The following is an 18739-nucleotide window of genomic DNA, read 5'->3' on the forward strand; positions in this document are numbered from 1 at the left end:
AATGGAGTTCTCTGATAGGACAGACTGTCGAACTTCAGCGACGCGGGCGGACAGTCCGACGCGGAAGAGTGGACGCCGCGGCGGCCGACTCGTCGATGATGTGGCTGCAACCCGACGTGCCACATGACAGGCAATTGATCACGCAGGGCGATGGTTATGGCATCAAAGTCCTGGGATGCCATGACTAGCGCACCCGGATTGCCCAGATGGGCCCTCCAGCGGGTGTCTGCCTATCTGAATGATCAAAGCAGGTGCGGCGAAGGCAAGCCCGACCCACTGCATCTCGCTCAACGAACGGGCATAAGCAAGAGCCTGGCTCGCCGCTGCCTTCGTGAATTACAGCAGCGCCCCTAGCGGACACTTCGAGCTAAAACGATCGCGGTTGCGAAAAGACGACAACAACCGATGCCCCGGAACGACTTCAGGGGCATCAGTTGTTGCGTTGAGGCACACCCCAACCTGACGTCAGGCCGCTCCTCCAAGCACGTCAGAATAGGGTGCGAACGCCAGTTTCTGCACATGTCCAGCGGCAAGTCTTAGATTCAAACCTGACTGCCGTCCTTGTTGCTGAGCTTGTGTCGGCGGGTGCCTGACAATTGTGGAACAGCTTGTTGCGCAACTGTCCAAACGCCGTCTGGACCCGCCTGTCCGAGCCTTGCCTGTCCTCGAATCGGCGCCAATAGTTGCCGAACGTACGGATGGCATGGGCGGTCTTCTGTGCAAAAGCGCTAATGAGGCCCTTCTCGTGCATCGCGTCAATCTTCTTGAACAAAGACCCGGACGTGATCTCATGATCCTTGGCCACTGCCTCGATGACCGATCGCGCCATCAGAATCGCTGACATGTAGGCGGCAATGCTGTTGCACTTATGGGCTTGTGACGCAGGCCTCGCAACATGCTCCGGAACGTCCGGATATTCCTGACCTTCCACAAACTTCGGATACCAATAGGTCGGTTCTGTTTCATTCCAAGCGCTCGTGTCCTGACCGCGGACGAAGTTGATGGTCGTGCCGGTGTACTTGTCGGCGAGGGCGCCGGTAGCGACCACACAGCTGCACGGCCCTTCACCGAAAGATCCTCCAGTTGGGCGAGAGCCTTGGCGGCCAACCCCGAATCAGCCGCATCGGGAGCAGCGCCGGCGCCTGAAGCAGAGGCGATGACCTCAAAGGCATTAGCCGTGGCGTCGCCACCAGAGAGGGTGCCAGCCAGCAGAAGGGCGGCGAGAACGGAGACGGTTTTGGCGGGATAGGGGTTGGTCTTCATGGTCCTTCTGCGACAGCGGAGATTTTTAACGCTAACTTTCACTCCGGCCCTGTACGGGCAGGCGGGCCATGGTGCCCGTCACACTCATCGATTCGGCAGGTCAATCCGCTGTGGCAAGCCTGACTCGTGCCCGGGTGCCGATAAGCTTCTCCTTTGCGGCTGGCCGTTGGCTTACAGCTGAGGACGTGCCTGAGCTGCCCGGCACGACCTCACTCAATTTCGCGATTTCCAGGATGTGCTCAGAAGTGAAGATGATTTTTTCCTTCCCCCAGCAAGCGTGCGGGAAGCGTCCGCTGGTCGCGCCGTCCCGCAACCATGATTCAGTGCAACGCATAAGGGCGGCCGCTTCGGCCGGCTCAAAGAATTCGATGTCCATGGAGACCTCCATCCGCAAGAATTTGGGTTCCACTTTCATGCCGGCAAAACGAGGCCTCGACGGGACCGAACACGATCACCGTTGGAAGGCCGCCACACAGCGCTCCGTCGCGTCAGCTGCGACCTGCAGCGCTTCCGGCATCAAATGCCCATAGACCTGCTCCGTCGTCTTCGTTGAGGCATGCCCGAGTCGGCGCGAGATGGTGAACAGAGGCACGCCGTCCTGTATCAGCCAGGATGCGTGGGTATGGCGTAAATCATGGATCCTCGGACTCTTCGTCAGCCCAACTGCCTGCGCCGTGCGAACGGCGGGGACCCAGTAGTGATGCCAGTAGAGCTTGTGAATGATCCGTTCGCCCTTCGGCGTCGTAAAAACGAGTTCCTTTCCCGAACGGCTGGCTACCAACGGGATCAGCAACTCCACCAGCGCAGGGTTCAGGCCGATGGTGCGCTTGCCGGCACCGGTTTTCGTGGCACCAACGTAGAACTGCGATTGCCCGTCCCGTTTCCATGCCTTGTTAATCCGTGCGGTGGGCGGCTTGCAGAGCAGGTCCACGTCCGCCACGGTCAATGCAGTGGTCTCGCCAAACCGGGTCCCGGTCATGACCAGGAAGTTGGTGAAAGCTTTGTACCGCTCCCCCATGCCTTCCATGATGAGGCTGACTTCCCGTGGGTGAGGAACATGGCCTCATCTTCAGCCTTCTCAATCGGTGGCAACTGCACACCGCGGCAGGGATTGCGCGTGATGTAGCCCAGCATCTCAGCCGTGTTCATGGCGGCTGAGATCAGGCCATGGATGTTGTGGATCGTTTTCGGCGCAAGCCCTTGGCGCCCATCGCCTTCACCCAGTGGGCTATGAGCCGGTAGTCCAGCTTGTCCACCGGGACGTGCCCAATGTCGTTCCGTATGTGCCGGTCGAGCATTACTTGGTACGTCTTGGTGGTTCCACTGGAGGGCCGGACCAGAAGGTCGATGTGTTCCTGGATGACTTCGGCCACAGTAGGTGGACGCTTGGCGTTGGTCAACATCGCGTGTTGCGCGACTTCGAAGGATTGAACGTTGGCGTCCAGGAGCCGTTTCAGAGTCTCGGCTTCAACCAGAGTGAGGACTGTTAGGCCCTGCTGTTCGCGGCTCTTGGGGTCCCGCCACAACACCATGTAGGACGTTGTGCCGTCCTTTTTGGTGCGTTTACGGATGCTTGCCACATAAAAACGGTACGCCGCTGTCAACACTTTGGGCGGTTTTGTCAACACATAAAGTGCAAACTGCCCGCTGACCTGCGGAAACACTGTGCCCGAGGTGGGACTCGAACCCACACACCTTTCGATACCGCATTTTGAGTGCGGCGCGTCTGCCAATTCCGCCACTCGGGCGCGGAATACATGGAGCAACACAGTACGCCCACAGCTGATTGTGAGCAACGCGATCGCTTCACGTACGCGGAATTACTCTACATCCAGATAGGCTGAATTCCAGAATCGCGCCGCCGACGCCGCAACCGACCATGAAGATCAAGTACATCAGCGGGCGCACCTAAGATAGTGATGTTTCCGCCGTACCTTTCCAAGGAGATCCCGTGACTGAACAGACGGAGTCAAAACCCACGTCCCAGCCGGCGCGCCGCGTTGTTGTGGCCGAGGATGAAACCCTCATCCGCCTCGACATCATCGAAATCCTGCGCGGCGAAGGCTATGAGGTTGTGGGCGAAGCGGACAACGGTGAGAAGGCCGTCCAGCTCGCCGAGGAACTGAAGCCGGACCTGGTCCTGATGGACGTCAAGATGCCGGTGATGGACGGCATTTCCGCCGCGGAAAAGATCGTCAAGGCCCGCATTGCCCCTGTGGTGCTGCTGACCGCGTTCAGCCAGAAGGAACTGGTGGAGCGTGCCCGCGACGCCGGTGCCATGGCCTACGTCGTCAAGCCCTTCACCCCGGCAGACCTCATCCCGGCACTGGAGATTGCCCTCTCCCGGCACGAGGAGATCAAGGCACTCGAAAGCGAGGTCTCCGACCTCCAGGAGCAGTTCGCCACCCGCAAGCTGGTTGAGCGCGCGAAGAGCCTGCTGACCACCAAGATGGGCCTGACCGAACCGGAAGCTTTCCGCTGGATCCAGAAGACCTCCATGGACCGCCGCCTGAGCATGCGCGAAGTGGCAGAAACCATTATCAACCAGGTCAACTAGCGCAGCTGGGCCCGGGAAAATTACGACGACGGGCCGAGCCACGGACAGGTGAGTCACCAACCAGCCCAGTCACCACAGCGAAAAGGACCCCTGCCAGCCGGCAGGGGTCCTTCGCTTTGTCCGAAACTAGGCCTGGACGGCCTGGTTCTTCTTCTTCTTTTCCGGCCAGGGGCCAAGCTTCTCGCGGTTGCTGGCCGTTTCGCCGCGGGTGGAGTCGGCGAGGTCGCCCACCTTGTGCACCTTCAGCGAGTTGGTGGAGCCGGCCTTTCCGGGAGGGGAACCGGCTGCGATGACCACCAGGTCGCCGTCGTCCACCAGCTGCATCTCCAGGAGGCTGCGGTCCACCTGCGCAGTCATCTCATCGGTGTGGTCCACCATCTGCACCAGGACCGGCTGGATACCCCAGGTCAGCGCCAGCTGGTTCCAGACCTGTTCCACCGGAGTGAAGGCAAAGACCGGCTTGATGGGACGCAGGCGCGAAAGGCGGCGTGCGGAATCGCCGGACTGCGTGAAGGCACAGATGTACTTGGCGTCCAGCTGGTCGGCGATTTCGACGGCGGCACGGGTGATGGCGCCGCCACGGGTCTTGGGCTTCGTTCCCAGCGGGGGGACGCGCTCCAGGCCGTGGACCTCAGTGGACTCGATGATCCGGGCCATGGTCTTGACCGTGTCGATGGGGTACTTGCCCACGCTGGTCTCACCGGACAGCATGACCGCGTCGGCACCGTCCAGCACCGCGTTGGCGCAGTCCGACGCCTCAGCGCGGGTGGGGCGAGGGTTGTCGATCATGGATTCCAGCACCTGGGTTGCCACGATGACCGGCTTGGCCCAGCGGCGGGCCAGTTCGATGGCGCGCTTCTGGACAATCGGCACTTCCTCCAGCGGAAGCTCCACGCCAAGGTCGCCACGAGCCACCATGATCGCGTCGAACGCGTCGATGATCTCCGGCAGCTGCTCAACCGCCTGCGGCTTCTCGATCTTGGCGATGACAGGCACGCGGCGGCCTTCCTCGTCCATGATCTCGTGCACCCGGGTGATGTCCGAGGCGTCACGGACGAAGGACAGGGCCACCAGGTCAACCCCGCGGCGCATTGCCCAGCGGAGGTCGTCCTCATCCTTTTCGCTCAGGGCGGGAACGTTGACGGCAACGCCGGGAAGGTTGATGCCCTTGTTGTTGGACACCATGCCGCCGACGGTTACCTCGGCAACGACCTTGACGTCGTCGACCGCCGTGGCACGCAGCGCAACCTTGCCGTCGTCGATCAGCAGGGCGTCGCCGACGTTGACGTCTTCGGTGAGGCTCTTGAGCGTGGTGGAGCAGATGTCCTTGGTGCCGGGAACGTCCTCCGTGGTGATGGTGAAGGTGTCACCTACGGCGAGAGCGTGCGGTCCGTCAACGAAGCGGCCCAGGCGGATCTTGGGGCCCTGGAGGTCGGCCATGATGGCCACGGCCTTGCCCAGGTCGGCAGCTGCCTTGCGGACGTTTTCGTAGGTGTTGTCATGCACGGTGTAGTCGCCGTGGCTCATGTTCATGCGGGCGACGTCAACGCCGGCTTCCAGCACCGCGAGGGTGTTTTCGTAGCTGGCGATGGCCGGGCCGAACGTAGCCACAATTTTTGCGCGTCTCATATACCTACCCTATTGGTCTCTTGCATTGGTTAAGTTGTCGTGGAGGTAAACCCTCGATGCATCCCTAGAGCACGGCGATGGCGCGGTCCGTGGGGGCCACGGGAGCGGGAAGGATGGTGCTTCCCATCAGGTACTTGTCCACTGCTGCCGCCGCGGCGCGTCCTTCGGCAATGGCCCACACGATGAGTGACTGGCCGCGGCCGGCGTCACCGGCAACGAAGACACCTTCGGTGTTGGTCATGTAGTAGCCATCGCGGGAGACGTTTCCGCGGCCGTCGAATTCCGCCTTCACCTGTTCGGTGATGCCTGCGGGTTCCGCACCGGTGAAGCCCAGGGAGAGGAACACCAGGTCGGCCGGAATGATGCGTTCAGTCCCGGCCTTGGGCAGCCGCTTGCCGTCGACGAATTCGGTCTCGGCCACCTTGACGCCGGTCAGCTTGCCGTTTTCGCCCACGAACTCAACGGTGGAGGCGAGGTACGTGCGGTCGCCGCCTTCCTCATGGGCGCTGGCGACCTCGAAGAGGGTGGGGAACGTCGGCCACGGCTGGTGGCTGGCACGCTCGGCCGGCGGCTGCTTACCGATGGCCAGGGTGGTGACGGACGCAGCACCGTGGCGGTGGGCGGTGCCGAGGCAGTCCGCGCCGGTGTCGCCGCCGCCGAGGATCACTACGTGCTTGCCCTGGGCGTTGATCTGGTTCTCGATCTGCTCCCCCGCGACAGCGCGGTTGGCGGGGACGAGGTAATCCATGGCGAAGTGCACGCCGTCGAGGTCGCGGCCCGGGATGGGCAGGTCGCGCGGAACCGTGGCGCCGGTGCAGATCACCACGGCGTCGTAGCGCCGCCGCAGCTGCTCCCAGGTCACGTCGGTGCCGACGGCGACTCCGGTACGGAACCGGGTCCCCTCCGCCTTCATCTGCTCGATGCGGCGGTCAACCTGCTCTTTTTCCATTTTGAAGTCGGGGATGCCGTAGCGTAGCAGGCCGCCGATCTTGTCATCCCGCTCATAGACAGCCACGGTGTGGCCCACCCGGGTCAGCTGCTGCGCGACCGCCAGGCCTGCAGGGCCGGAGCCGACGACGGCGACGGTCTTGCCGGTCAGGCGCGCCGGCGGCAGGGGCTCAACCCAGCCGTTGTCCCAGGCTTCGTCGATGATGGAGACTTCCACCTGCTTGATGGTGACGGCGGGCTGGTTGATCCCCAGCACGCAGGACGCCTCGCAGGGGGCGGGGCACAGGCGGCCGGTGAACTCCGGGAAGTTGTTCGTCGCGTGCAGGCGCTCGATCGCTTCCTCGCCCTTGTCCCGCCACATGAGGTCATTCCACTCGGGAATGAGGTTGCCCAGCGGGCAACCCTGATGGCAGAACGGGATGCCGCAGTCCATGCAGCGGCCGGCCTGCGCCTTCAGGGTGCCCTTTTCCTGCGCCTCGTACACTTCCTTCCAGTCCATGATGCGGACGGGAACGGGACGGCGCGGCTGGGTTTCACGCTGGCGTACTTTCAGAAATCCGCGTGGATCAGCCACCGGTTACCTCCAGGATTCGAGACCATACTTCTTCGCCGTCAGGGTCAAGGCCCTCTTCGATGGCGTCGAGACGGGTCTGCAGCACGGCCGCGTAATCGCGCGGCAGCACCTTGGTAATGCGGGCAGCGGTGTCATCGAAGTTCTCGAGGAGGCGCGCAGCCAGCTGGGAATCAGTTTCTTCAACGTGCTTGACCAGCAGGCCGTGCACGATGTCGCGGTCCTCGGCGTCCAGCTCGCGGAGCTGGAGTTCGCCGGACTGCAGGGCTTCCTTGTTGACGCGGGCGGCGTCCAGGTCAAGGACATAGGCGGTGCCGCCGGACATGCCGGCACCGAAGTTCCGCCCGGTGCGGCCGATGATGAGCGTCTGGCCGCCCGTCATGTACTCGCAGCCGTGGTCGCCGATGCCCTCGACGACGGCGGTGGCGCCGGAGTTGCGGACCAGGAAGCGTTCGCCCACCTGGCCGCGCAGGAACATCTCGCCGCTGGTGGCGCCATAACCGATCACGTTGCCGGCGACGACGTTCGTTTCCGCCTTGAAGACGTTGGTCCGGTCCGGGCGGACGATGATCCGGCCGCCGGAAAGGCCCTTGCCCACGTAGTCGTTCGAGTCGCCAAACAGCCGCAGGGTAATGCCGGCGGGCAGGAAGGCGCCCAGTGACTGGCCTGCCGTGCCGTTCAGGGTGACGTCGATCGTGTCCGTGGCCAGCACGTCCGTACCAAAGGTCTTGGTGACCATGTGGCCGAGCATCGTGCCGACGGAACGGTCCGTGTTGATGACGTCCACAGAAATCTTCACCGGGCTGCGGTCGGTCAGCGCTTCGGTGGCCATGGTGATCAGCCGCTGGTCGAAGTGCTTGTCCAGCTCGTGGTTCTGTCCGGTCATGTTCCGCAGCGGAGCGTCATCGTCGAACTCCAGCCCGTGCAGGATCGGATCCAGGTCCAGGCCGTCGGCCTTCCAGTGGTCGATGGCCTCCTTGGCGTCGAGGACTTCAGCGTGGCCGATAGCCTCCTCCAGGCTGCGGAAGCCCAGTTCAGCCAGGATTTCGCGCACTTCCTCAGCAAGGAATTCAAAGAAGTTGACCACGAATTCGGGCTTGCCGTTGAAGCGGGCACGCAGCTCGGGGTTCTGGGTTGCAACGCCCACCGGGCAGGTGTCCAGGTGGCAGACGCGCATCATGATGCAGCCTTCCACCACCAGCGGAGCGGTGGCGAAGCCGAACTCCTCGCCGCCCAGCAGCGCGGCAATCACCACGTCGCGGCCGGTCTTGAGCTGACCGTCCACCTGCACCACCACGCGGTCGCGCAGGCCGTTAAGCATCAGGGTCTGCTGCGTCTCGGCAAGGCCGAGCTCCCACGGAACACCGGCGTGCTTGAGCGAGTTCAGCGGCGAGGCGCCGGTTCCGCCGTCGTGGCCGGAAACAAGCACGACGTCGGCCTTCGCCTTCGTGACACCGGCGGCAACCGTGCCGATGCCCACCTCGGAGACGAGCTTGACGTGCACACGGGCCGAGGGGTTGGCGCGCTTGGCGTCATAGATCAGCTGCGCGAGGTCCTCGATCGAATAGATGTCGTGGTGCGGCGGCGGGGAAATGAGCCCGACGCCGGGGGTCGAGTGGCGCGTGCGGGCCACCCACGGGTACACCTTCTGCGCCATCAGCTGGCCGCCCTCGCCTGGCTTGGCGCCCTGGGCCATCTTGATCTGGATGTCGTCGGCATTGGTCAGGTACAGGCTGGTCACACCGAAACGGCCGGAGGCGATCTGCTTGACGGCGGAGCGGCGCTCCGGATCCATCAGGCGCTCCACGTCCTCGCCGCCCTCACCCGTGTTGGACTTGCCGCCCAGCCGGTTCATGGCGATGGCCAGCGTCTCGTGGGCCTCCTGCGAGATGGAGCCGTAGCTCATGGCACCCGTGGAGAACCGCTTGACGATGCTGGAGACGGGCTCCACTTCCTCGAGCGGAACCGGCGGCCGCTCATTCTTGAACTTCAGCAGCCCGCGGAGGGTCATCAGGTTCTGGGACTGGTCGTCCACGCCCTTGGTGTAGGCCTTGAAGATGTCGTAGCGGCGTTCACGGGTGGCGTGCTGCAGCCGGAAGACCGTCTCCGGATTGAAAAGGTGCGGCTCGCCGTCGCGGCGCCACTGGTATTCGCCGCCGCCCAGCAACGGGCGGTGGGGCTGCTCGATGCCGCCCTCGGGGTACGCCATCTGGTGCCGGGCCGAGACCTCGGCCGCGATGACGTCCAGGCCAACGCCGCCAAGCTGGGAGTGGGTGCCGGCGAAGAATTCGTCCACCAGGTCCTGGCCCAGGCCCAGCGCCTCGAAGGTCTGGGCACCGGTGTAGGAGGCCACCGTGGAGATGCCCATCTTGGACATGATCTTCAGGACGCCCTTGCCCAGGCCCTTAATCAGGTTGTAGACGCCGTCCTGCGGGGTGACGCCGGTGACGTCGCCGGCAGCAATCAGCTGTTCCACCGACTCCATGGCCAGGTAGGGGTTGACGGCGGAGGCGCCGTAGCCGATCAGGACTGCCACATGGTGCGTCTCGCGGACGTCGCCGGCCTCGACCACCAGTGCCGTCTTGGTGCGGTTGGCGCTGCGGAGGAGGTGGTGGTGCACGGCGCTGACCAGCAGCAGCGATGGGATGGGCGCCCACTGGGCGTTGGAGTCGCGGTCGGACAGCACGATGTACTGCACGCCACGGTTGATGGCGCCGGAAACCTGCTCGCAGATTTCGGTCAGCCGTGCGCGCAGTGCATTCTCGCCGCCTTCCGGACGGTAGAGGCCGCGGACCTTCATGGCCACGCGGTTGCCCTCGGCGTCCTCGATGTTGGCGATCTTGGCGAGCTGGTCGTTGTTGATCACCGGGAACGGCAGCTGGACCTGCGGCTGGCGGACCTGCTTGGTGTCCAGGAGGTTGCCGTTGGGTCCGATGGCACAGGTCAGCGACGTGACCAGTTCTTCGCGGATGGCGTCCAACGGCGGGTTGGTCACCTGCGCGAAGGACTGCACGAAGTAGTCGAAGAGCAGGCGGGGGCGCTTGGACAGCACAGCCACCGGCGTGTCCGATCCCATGGCGCCCAGCGGCTCGGCGCCGGTGCGGGCCATAGGCCCAAGCAGGATCTTCAGCTCTTCGGTGGTGTATCCGAAGGTGCGCTGGCGGATGTTCACGGACGCAGCCGTGTGGACCACGTGCTCACGCTCGGGAAGGTCGTTCAGGTCAATCAGGTTGTCCTTGACCCACTCAGCCCAGGGGTTGGCGGCGGCAACCTCAGCCTTGACCTCCTCGTCGTCGATGATGCGGCCGGCCCCGGTGTCCACCAGGAACATCTTGCCCGGGGACACGCGGCCCTTCTTGACCACCTTGGAGGGTTCGACGTCGATGACGCCCACCTCGGAGGCGAAGACGACCAGCCCGTCCTCGGTAATCCAGAAACGGCCGGGTCGCAGTCCGTTGCGGTCCAGCGTGGCGCCCACGAGGCTGCCGTCGGTGAAGGAGACAGCCGCGGGGCCGTCCCACGGCTCCATCAGGAGGGAGTGGTACTCGTAGAACGCGCGGCGGGCCGGGTCCATCGTGGCGTGGTTTTCCCAGGCCTCCGGGATCATCATCATGATGGAGTGCGTGATGGGCCGTCCGGAGAGCCACAGCAGCTCGGCCACCTCGTCGAAGGAGGCGGAGTCCGAGGCACCAGGGGTGCAGATGGGGTACAGCTCTTCAGGGGTGTCGCCGAGCAGCGGGTTGGCGAGCTGCGACTGGCGGGCACGCATCCAGTTCCGGTTGCCCTTGACGGTGTTGATTTCACCGTTGTGGGCGATGGTGCGGAACGGCTGCGCCAGCGGCCACGACGGGAAGGTGTTGGTGGAGAAGCGCGAGTGGACGATCGCCAGCTTGGTCTTGAAACGCTTGTCCGAAAGGTCCGGGTAGAACGGCTCCAGCTGGGCGGTGGTGAGCATGCCCTTGTAGACGATGGTCCGGGAGGACAGCGACGGGAAGTAGACACCGAACTTGTTCTGGGCGCGCTTGCGGATCCGCCAGGCACGGGAGTCCAGCTCATTGCGGGACAGTTCCTCGCCGCTGGCCGGGGCCAGGAAGGGCTGGGAGAAGTAGGGCATGCAGGCGCGGGCCATGGCGCCGACGAGGTCGGCGACCACCGGCACTTCGCGCCATCCGAGGACCTTCAGGCCCTCGTCTGCTGCCAAACCCTCGATACCTGCCTTGGCGGCGTCGGCCTCACGCTGTTCAGCGGGGAGGAAAGCGGTGCCGGAAACGTACTGGCCGAGCGCAGGCAGTTCGAACTCCGTGACAGCACGGAAAAACTCGTCGGGGATCTGCATGAGCAGGCCAGCACCGTCACCGGTGCCCTCGTCCGCGCCCACGGCACCGCGGTGCTCAAGGTTGCGCAGGGCGGTCAGGGCGGCGTCGACAATGTCATAGCCGGGCTCACCACGGAGGGTGGCGATAATCGCAAGACCGCAGGCGTCCTTCTCCTGCTCCGGGTTGTAGAGCCCGGCGGCCTCCGGCAGGGCTGCAAAGCGCTTGAACGGCGACATGGCAGCCTCAGGCTGGTCCGGTTCAGACCAGCTGGGAGTGTGAAGAGTTTGGGTCATGGGAGACGTCCTTCCTCCTGATCGTGCGTATGGAAGGGACACCGTTGGCCCCACTCGTCGGCGCCGCACTGATGGGCACAACAAAGTGTTATTTACAGGAAATTGTAGGTCAGCGTGGCCTGCTGAACTAACAGTTACGCAGGCCCCTGCCCCGGACAACACCGGCCAGCAGCTCTAAGCTGGCCAGGGCGGCCCCGATGCCACGACGCTGTGGTGATTGGGCGCATCGAGCGGTGGCTCTGCGGCCCTGCCTGGCCTGCGCGCTACTTGGTAGTGCCGGCTTCCGGCGCAGTTCCTGTGGCTGTGCTGCCGGACTTTCCGGCAGCCGTTGCGTCCGGTCCGGGCGCAGGGCCCGCCGGCGCAGCCTCGGCGTCTTCCGTGGGGACGGAAACACGCCGGGAACCGCTTTGGTTATCAGGGAGATTATCACGGGATTCACTATCTGAGACACCGGGGTCCGGATCACGGACCCCGTCGGCCTCAGTGGCGATAGCCTTCGTTCCTTCTTCCTTCGCCGGTTCCCGGCCTGGAAGATACACGCTGTCCTGGCCGTTCCGCTTCTTCAGTCGCAGCAGGATGAACGCCGCCAGCGCTGCGAGGAACACGAAGATGCTGGTCCAGACGTTCAGGCGGGTAGTAATGCCGAACAGTGCGATCTGCTCCGCGTCGTCGATCCGCATGGCCTCGATCCAGACCCTGCCCAGCGTGTAGTACATGGCGTAAAGCCAGAACAGCCTGCCGCGGCGGAAATTGAACTTCCGGTCCAGGGCCAGCAGGATGACGACGCCAGCCAGGTTCCACAGCGATTCGTACAGGAACGTCGGGTGGAACAGGGTGTCGGCAGGCGTACCGGCCGGGAAGTTGGGATTGTCCGCGTCGATCTGCAGGCCCCACGGAAGGTCGGTGGGCCCGCCGAAAAGTTCCTGGTTGAACCAGTTGCCCCAGCGGCCCACCGCCTGGGCCAGCAGGAGCCCCGGTGCCGCAGCGTCCACGAAGGCGCTCAGCTTCACTCCGCTCCGGCGACAGCCGATCCAGGCGCCCACGGCTCCCAGAACCACCGCACCCCAGATGCCCAGGCCGCCGCGCTGGATTTGCGGAATCAGTGACAGGTCTCCGGTGCCGTCAAAACCGGGGCCGAAGTAGGCGTCCGGTGACGACAACACGTGGTAGAGCCGGCCGCCGATGATGCCGAACGGAATCGCCCAGACGACGATGTCCCAGACACTTCCTTCAGGCGCTCCGCGCTTTGCCCAGCGGACCGACGTCAGCCACAGGCCAACCACAATGCCTGCCAGGATGCACAGGGCATAGGCGTGGATGCGCAGCGTTCCCCAAGGCAGGGGAATGTCGAAGCCGGACCAGTCCGGGCTTGGGATGCTGGCAGGCACCAAGGCAGGGACCAGCGTGGCTGCGTGAAGGAGTGTCTGCATCGGACTAGGCCTTTTCCCTGGAGAGTCCGGTGCTCAGGTCCTTGGTGAGGGTTGCGACAGCGTCCACACCGCCGTCACCAAGTGTTTTCACCAGTGCGGTGCCCACGATGACGCCTTCGGCGTAGGCAGCGATTTCGCGGACCTGGTCGGCATTGGAGACGCCCAGCCCGACGCAGACGCGCTCGGCGCCGGCATTGTGGGCGGCTGCCACGACGTCCTTGGCGGCTGTGCTCACGGAACTCCGGGCACCCGTGACGCCCATGATGGACACCGCGTAGACGAAACCGCGGCTGGCGTCCACCGTCCGCTGCATCCGCTCGGCAGTAGAGGAGGGAGCAACCAGGAACACGCGGTCCAGGCCATATTTGTCGGATGCTTCCATCCACTCGGCCGCCTCGTCCGGAATGAGGTCGGGGGTGATGAGCCCTGCTCCCCCGGCTTCGGACAACCGGCGGGAAAATTCGTCCACGCCCATCCGGACCACCGGGTTCCAGTAGGTCATGACCAGGACGGCAGCGTCGGTCTGGCTGGTGATGCCGCGCAGCACGTCGAACACCTGGTTGACGGAAAAGCCCTTGGCCAGTGCCTCCGTGGTGGCAGCCTGGATGACCTGGCCGTCCATGACCGGATCGGAGTACGGAATGCCGATCTCGATCAGGTCGGCACCGTTGCGGGCCGCTGCGATGCCGGCGGCAATGGAGTCTTCAACGCTGGGGTATCCGGCGGGCAGGTACGCGATGAGGGCGGCGCGGCCTTCGGCGCGGGCCTTGTCGATGGCTACCGCTGACTTGCTGATGGTCTGTGCAGTGCTCACAGCTGCTCCCCCTCTTTACCGATTTCCGACTCTGCTGAGCCCTTGTCCAACAGATCGAACCATTCCGCTGCCGTGGCCACGTCCTTGTCGCCGCGGCCGGAGAGGTTGACGATCACGATTTTGTCCCTGGCAGCCTCGGCGTCGTCAGCCGCAAGCCGCTGGCCCACCTTGATGGCGCCGGCCAAGGCGTGCGAGGACTCGATGGCGGGAATGATGCCCTCGGTGCGGCACAGCAGCCGGAACGCCTCCATCGCCTCGCTGTCGGTGATGGGCTCGTAGCTGACGCGGCCGATGTCCGCCAGGTAGGAGTGCTCCGGTCCGACGCCGGGATAGTCGAGGCCGGCGGAGATCGAGTGGGACTCAATCGTCTGGCCGTCGTCATCCTGCATGAGGTAGGAACGCGCGCCGTGCAGCACGCCCGGCTTGCCGAGGGTGATGGTGGCGGCATGGCGTCCCGTCTCCACGCCGTCGCCGCCGGCTTCGAACCCGTAGATCTTCACCGACGGATCATCGAGGAACCCGTGGAAGATGCCGATGGCATTGGAGCCGCCACCGATGCAGGCGCACACGGCGTCCGGCAGGCGGCCTTCCTGCTCCAGGATCTGCGCCCGGGCTTCCTCGCCGATCACCTCGTGGAAATAGCGGACCATGGCGGGGAAGGGGTGGGCGCCGGCCGCGGTGCCCAGCAGGTAGTGGGTGTTGTCCACGTTGGCCACCCAGTCGCGCAGGGCGTCGTTGATGGCGTCCTTGAGGGTCTGCGAGCCGCTGGTCACGGGGATGACAGTGGCGCCCAAGAGCTCCATCCGGGCGACGTTCAGCGCCTGCCGGCGGCAGTCTTCCGCACCCATGTACACCACGCACTCGAGGCCCATCAGGGCCGCAGCGGTGGCGCTGGCCACGCCGTGCTGCCCGGCGCCGGTTTCGGCGATGACCCGGGTCTTGCCCATCCGCTTGGCAAGCAGCGCCTGGCCCAGCACGTTGTTGATCTTGTGCGAGCCGGTGTGGTTGAGGTCCTCGCGCTTCAGGAAGACGCGCACTCCCCCGGCATGCTGCGAGAAACGTTTCGCCTCGGTCAGCAGTGAGGGCCGGCCGGAGTAATTTTTGTTCAGGTCGGCGATCTGGGCCCGGAATTCGGGGTCGTCCTTGGCCTTGTTGAACGTTTCCTCAAGCTCGTCCAGGGCGGCGATCAGGGATTCGGGCATCCAGCGTCCGCCGTAGTTGCCGAAGTACGGCCCTGGGGCATGCTTCAGGGAGCCGCCCTGCAGGAATGCTTCCGCGGCGTTGTTGTCAGCGTTTCCTGAGGGTGCTTCAGCCATCAGTCCCGTCCTGTTCCAGTTGGTCGTTAGGTAAGAGTGTGGTGGTCCGGCAGGTCCGGACCTGACTTGCCGGCGGCGGCAGCCCTGCCGCCAGGCGGGTGCGGCGGCCAGTCGTCAAGGACAGCCAATCCTGCCGGTCAGGCGAGCCGCGTCAGCGCCGTGCAGCGATGGCGGCCGCGCCTGCGGCCTTGAATTCCGTGATCCGCTCCCGGGGAGTTGAGTGGCCGACCAGCGCTTCCCCCACGAGCACCGCGTTGGCGCCGCTTGCGGCATAGTGCGTGACATCGTCGGCGTCCCGGACGCCGGATTCGGCAACCACCAATGCTCCCGCTGGAATTCGTCCAGCCAAAGACGCAAAGACTGAACGGTCGACGTCGAGCGTCTTCAGGTTCCGGACGTTGACGCCGATAATGCGCGCCTCTGCCGCTGCCGCGCGTTCGATCTCCTCTTCCGTGTGCGTCTCAACGAGCACGTTCATGCCAAGTTCCTGGCTGAGTGCGCTGAAGTCGGCGAGCTGGGCGTCGGAGAGCGCAGCGACAATAAGCAGGATCAGGTCCGCCCCATGGGCGCGGGCCTCCCAGATCTGGTACTCGTCCAGCGTGAAGTCTTTCCGCAGGAGCGGAACGTCGACGGCGGCGCGCACCGCGTCGAGGTCCGCCAGGGACCCATTGAAGCGGCGCTGCTCGGTGAGGACGCTGATGACCGAGGCTCCGCCGTCGGCATACTGCCTGGCGAGGGACGCAGGATCGCCGATAGCGGCAAGGTCACCTTTGGAAGGGCTCCGCCGCTTGATTTCCGCGATGACCTTCAGGTCGTCACGTGACGCGGAGGGGCCGCCGAGGGCTGCCCAGGCGTCACGGGCAGGGGCTGCTGCCTGGGCCAGGTCCTGCAGTTCCGCCAGCGATACGAGCCGCTTCCTGGCCTCCATATCCTCCCTGACACCGGCATTGATGTCATCGAGAACAGTGGACATCAGTGGCCGGAGTTCTTCAGCTTGCTGCCGTCGACGCCGTAGCCGGCCTTGCGCATGATGTAGCCGAGGATCAGGCCGAGCACCATCACGCCGGCGCCGGCGATGAAGATCGGGGTGCTGGCGATGACGAAGGCGATCGACGCGATGAGCGCACCCACCAGCATCACGATGACGCAGGTCCAGGCTGCGGGGCTGTTGCCGTGGCCAAGTTCCTGGCTGTGGTCGATGGCGCCGGGGGCTACCTGGCGGGTGCCGGACTTGGAAACGGACGCAGGTGCTTTGCTCATGGAAAATCTCCTCAGGATGGATTCTGGTTTACATTCTGCCATTTTTTGGCGGTCGAACCGTTATCCGCGGACCCGCCGCCGGGCGTTTGCCGCCGGCGCGGCCGCGTCAGGTGGGATCGTCACCCCGAGACAGCCGGTCCCAGCTGTCGATCTCGTCAACGGGAGCCGCGGCCGCGGCCATGCCGGCGGCTCCGGGCGCGTCATATTTCGTGCGCGCTTTCCAGTGCCGGCCGGCAAGGGGGATAGCCAGGGCGGCCACGGCCAGCAGGCACCCAGCGGCGACGGCGAGGAACGGGAAGGCGGTGACGGCCACCTCCGCCTGGCTGCCGGAGACGCCGGTGGCTTCAGCGATGGAGCCTTGGGCGGCAGCCAGCGGGTTGGCCAGGACTGTTGCAGCGGCGGCAACGATCCCTGCTGAGGCGAGGACGATGATGGCCGTGATGATCCACCGGGCGATCCTGCCTGCAATCGCAGCCGCAAGCCCGCCGGCGAGGGCCACCAGCGCAAGGGCAGTGACGGTGGTGGCCGCCTTGCTGCCCTGTACCTGAAGCGCCTCCGGCCCGGCGCCCACCTGGCCCGCCTGGCTGGGATCGAGAGTGACGGTCATCCACGTCTGCGTCGTGGTGCCGAAGACCGCCAGCGCCAGGACGGCAATGAGCAGTACCAGGGTGGACTTGCGGGCCCAGGCCGGTGTACCCGGCTTCTGCACTGCGCCCGCCTGCCCGGCTGCCGCTCCCGGCATCAGGAGCCCGTCCCGCCGGGAAGAGAGTCCGCGGAGATGTTCTGCAGGGAACCGGCGGTGTGCACGGCACGGAGCGGTGCAGCGGCCTTGTTGACGGTTTCGAGTGCTTCGGTGGGGTTAACCGAGTCAGCCACAATGCCGCCGCCGGCCTGGACATACGCACGGCCGTCCCTGAGCAGCGCGGAACGGATAGCGATGGCCATGTCCATGTCGCCGGCGAAATCGAGGTAGCCCACCACGCCGCCGTAGATGCCGCGGCGGTGCGGTTCCAGTTCGTCCAGGAGGCGCAGCGCCCGCGGCTTCGGGGCGCCGGACAGGGTGCCGGCCGGAAAGGTGGCCTTCAGGACGTCATACGCCTTGGCGTGCGGCGAGAGCCGGCCCACCACAGTGGATACGAGGTGCATGATGTGGCTGAAGCGCTCCACCTCCATGAACTGGGTGACGTCCACCGTTCCCGCCACGCACACCTTGGAAAGGTCATTGCGGCTTAGATCGACCAGCATGAGGTGCTCGGCGCGTTCCTTCTGGTCCGCCAGGAGCTCCTCCGCGAGTGCCTTGTCCGCCTCCACAGTCTTGCCGCGCGGACGTGAGCCGGCGATCGGGTGGGTGATGACTTCTTCACCGGTCACTGTGACCAGGGCCTCCGGCGAGGATCCGACGATGGAGTATTCCCGGCCCTCGGCGTCCGCCAGGCTGAAGATGTACATGTACGGGCTGGGGTTGGTGTTCCGCAGGACCCGGTAGACGTCCAGCGCTGACGCTTGGCACTCCATTTCGAAGCGGCGCGAAATGACCACCTGGAACACTTCGCCGTCCACGATGGCTTCCTTGCCGCGGTCCAGGGCAGCCAGGTACTCGGCCTCGTCCCAGCGTTCCTGAACACTGGAGGCGAAGTCCAGGGCGGCGGGCGCCAGGACCGAAACCGGCTGCGCGATGGGAGCGCTGATCTTGGCAAGGAGTGCCTTGACCCTGGCAACAGCGTCGTGCCATGCCTCGTCCACCCGCTCGGAACTGTCGTCAAAGTTTATGGCGTTGGCGATCAGCAGCACCGTGCCGTCCACATTGTCGTGGACGGCCATGTCCGTCACCAGGTTCAGGGCCATTTCCGGCAGCTGCAGGTCGTCCTCCGGCGGGCTGACCAGGCGTTCCCAGTGCCTCACCGTTTCCCAGCCCAGGAAACCGACCAGGCCGGAGGTGAAGGGGGGCAGGCCCTCGAACCTGTCGGTCCGCAGGGCGTCGATGGTGTCGCGGATGGCGTCCACCGGGCTGCCCTCCACCGGGACACCCACCGGCGGCTCACCCAGCCAGTGGGCGTTCCCGTCCTTGGTGGTCAGCGTTGCCCGGGATTGGGCGCCGATGAAGGAGTAGCGGGACCAGGCTCCGCCCACGGCCGCAGACTCCATCAGGAAGGTGCCGGGCTGGCCCTGGGCCAGCTTGCGGTAGAGGCCAATGGGCGTTTCGGCATCCGCAAGCACCTTGAGCCGGACCGGAATGACGCGGCTGTGCCGGGCGAGCTCCCGGAATTCCTCGAGGCCCGGGGTGATGGTTCCAAGGTCCTGCATGGCTATGCTTTTCCGCCTGTTCTGATGAGGGCCGGCCA

General features: G+C 65.0%; 15 protein-coding genes and 1 tRNA gene. 1 reads left to right on the forward strand and 15 read right to left on the reverse strand.

Annotation, left to right across the window (positions count from 1 at the left end; all coding sequences use genetic code 11):
* Window positions 1-487: 487 nt before the first annotated feature.
* The 5 genes from FDW84_RS19505 to FDW84_RS14125 all read right to left on the reverse strand — a co-directional run bounded on the left by FDW84_RS19505 (window position 488) and on the right by FDW84_RS14125 (window position 3011).
* Window positions 488-1048 carry a DUF4145 domain-containing protein gene (locus FDW84_RS19505; RefSeq protein WP_205754747.1) on the reverse strand — a complete coding sequence of 187 codons (561 nt, stop codon included), beginning with the start codon at window positions 1046-1048 and terminating at the stop codon, window positions 488-490.
* A 315-nt stretch (window positions 1049-1363) separates the two neighbouring features.
* Complete coding sequence (locus tag FDW84_RS14115) at window positions 1364-1639, reverse strand: hypothetical protein (protein WP_138610163.1); 276 nt, start codon at window positions 1637-1639, stop codon at window positions 1364-1366.
* Between the two features lie 75 nt (window positions 1640-1714).
* Window positions 1715-2290: a site-specific integrase gene (locus FDW84_RS19765; protein WP_240721524.1), complete on the reverse strand. Its 576-nt coding sequence runs from the start codon at window positions 2288-2290 to the stop codon at window positions 1715-1717.
* Between the two features lie 133 nt (window positions 2291-2423).
* Window positions 2424-2843, reverse strand: a complete 420-nt coding sequence (locus FDW84_RS19770; protein WP_240721525.1) for a hypothetical protein — start codon at window positions 2841-2843, stop codon at window positions 2424-2426.
* 86 nt (window positions 2844-2929) lie between these two features.
* Window positions 2930-3011: transfer RNA gene (locus FDW84_RS14125), tRNA-Leu, on the reverse strand.
* Window positions 3012-3214: 203 nt separating this feature from the next.
* On the opposite strand from FDW84_RS14125, the gene FDW84_RS14130 reads away from it, so the two are divergent.
* Complete coding sequence (locus tag FDW84_RS14130; protein ID WP_138610164.1) at window positions 3215-3820, forward strand: ANTAR domain-containing response regulator; 606 nt, start codon at window positions 3215-3217, stop codon at window positions 3818-3820.
* A gap of 126 nt (window positions 3821-3946) precedes the next feature.
* Here the strand turns inward: FDW84_RS14130 and pyk are convergent, their stop codons facing one another.
* The 10 genes from pyk to FDW84_RS14180 all read right to left on the reverse strand — a co-directional run bounded on the left by pyk (window position 3947) and on the right by FDW84_RS14180 (window position 18701).
* Window positions 3947-5449, reverse strand: coding sequence for a pyruvate kinase (pyk, locus tag FDW84_RS14135; protein ID WP_138134545.1), 1503 nt, complete (start codon window positions 5447-5449; stop codon window positions 3947-3949).
* Window positions 5450-5513: 64 nt separating this feature from the next.
* A complete protein-coding gene (locus tag FDW84_RS14140) occupies window positions 5514-6971 on the reverse strand; it encodes a glutamate synthase subunit beta (protein WP_138610165.1) in 1458 nt (485 codons plus the stop codon).
* Entirely contained in the window at window positions 6964-11577 is a 4614-nt protein-coding gene (gene gltB, locus FDW84_RS14145) for a glutamate synthase large subunit (RefSeq protein ID WP_138610166.1), read from the reverse strand. The genes FDW84_RS14140 and gltB overlap by 8 nt, the downstream gene beginning before the upstream one ends.
* A 263-nt stretch (window positions 11578-11840) precedes the next feature.
* Window positions 11841-13007: a prolipoprotein diacylglyceryl transferase gene (lgt, locus tag FDW84_RS14150; RefSeq protein ID WP_138610167.1), complete on the reverse strand. Its 1167-nt coding sequence runs from the start codon at window positions 13005-13007 to the stop codon at window positions 11841-11843.
* Between the two features lie 4 nt (window positions 13008-13011).
* Window positions 13012-13821 (reverse strand): tryptophan synthase subunit alpha, encoded by an 810-nt coding sequence (gene trpA / locus FDW84_RS14155; protein ID WP_138610168.1) that lies wholly within the window; start codon window positions 13819-13821, stop codon window positions 13012-13014.
* Window positions 13818-15137: a tryptophan synthase subunit beta gene (gene trpB, locus FDW84_RS14160; protein ID WP_138610169.1), complete on the reverse strand. Its 1320-nt coding sequence runs from the start codon at window positions 15135-15137 to the stop codon at window positions 13818-13820. Before trpB ends, trpA begins: the two co-directional genes overlap by 4 nt.
* A 151-nt stretch (window positions 15138-15288) precedes the next feature.
* The gene (gene trpC / locus FDW84_RS14165; RefSeq protein ID WP_138610170.1) at window positions 15289-16110 is read right to left on the reverse strand and encodes an indole-3-glycerol phosphate synthase TrpC; all 822 of its coding nucleotides are present in this window, start codon (window positions 16108-16110) and stop codon (window positions 15289-15291) included.
* A complete protein-coding gene (locus FDW84_RS14170; protein ID WP_138134538.1) occupies window positions 16110-16397 on the reverse strand; it encodes an HGxxPAAW family protein in 288 nt (95 codons plus the stop codon). Before FDW84_RS14170 ends, trpC begins: the two co-directional genes overlap by 1 nt.
* A 106-nt stretch (window positions 16398-16503) precedes the next feature.
* On the reverse strand, window positions 16504-17139 hold the full coding sequence (locus tag FDW84_RS14175; RefSeq protein ID WP_138610171.1) for a Trp biosynthesis-associated membrane protein: 636 nt from the start codon (window positions 17137-17139) through the stop codon (window positions 16504-16506).
* On the reverse strand, window positions 17139-18701 hold the full coding sequence (locus tag FDW84_RS14180) for an anthranilate synthase component I (protein ID WP_138610240.1): 1563 nt from the start codon (window positions 18699-18701) through the stop codon (window positions 17139-17141). Before FDW84_RS14180 ends, FDW84_RS14175 begins: the two co-directional genes overlap by 1 nt.
* Window positions 18702-18739 lie beyond the last annotated feature (38 nt).

This window comes from Pseudarthrobacter sp. NamE5, from assembly GCF_005796225.1.
GTDB lineage: Bacteria > Actinomycetota > Actinomycetes > Actinomycetales > Micrococcaceae > Arthrobacter.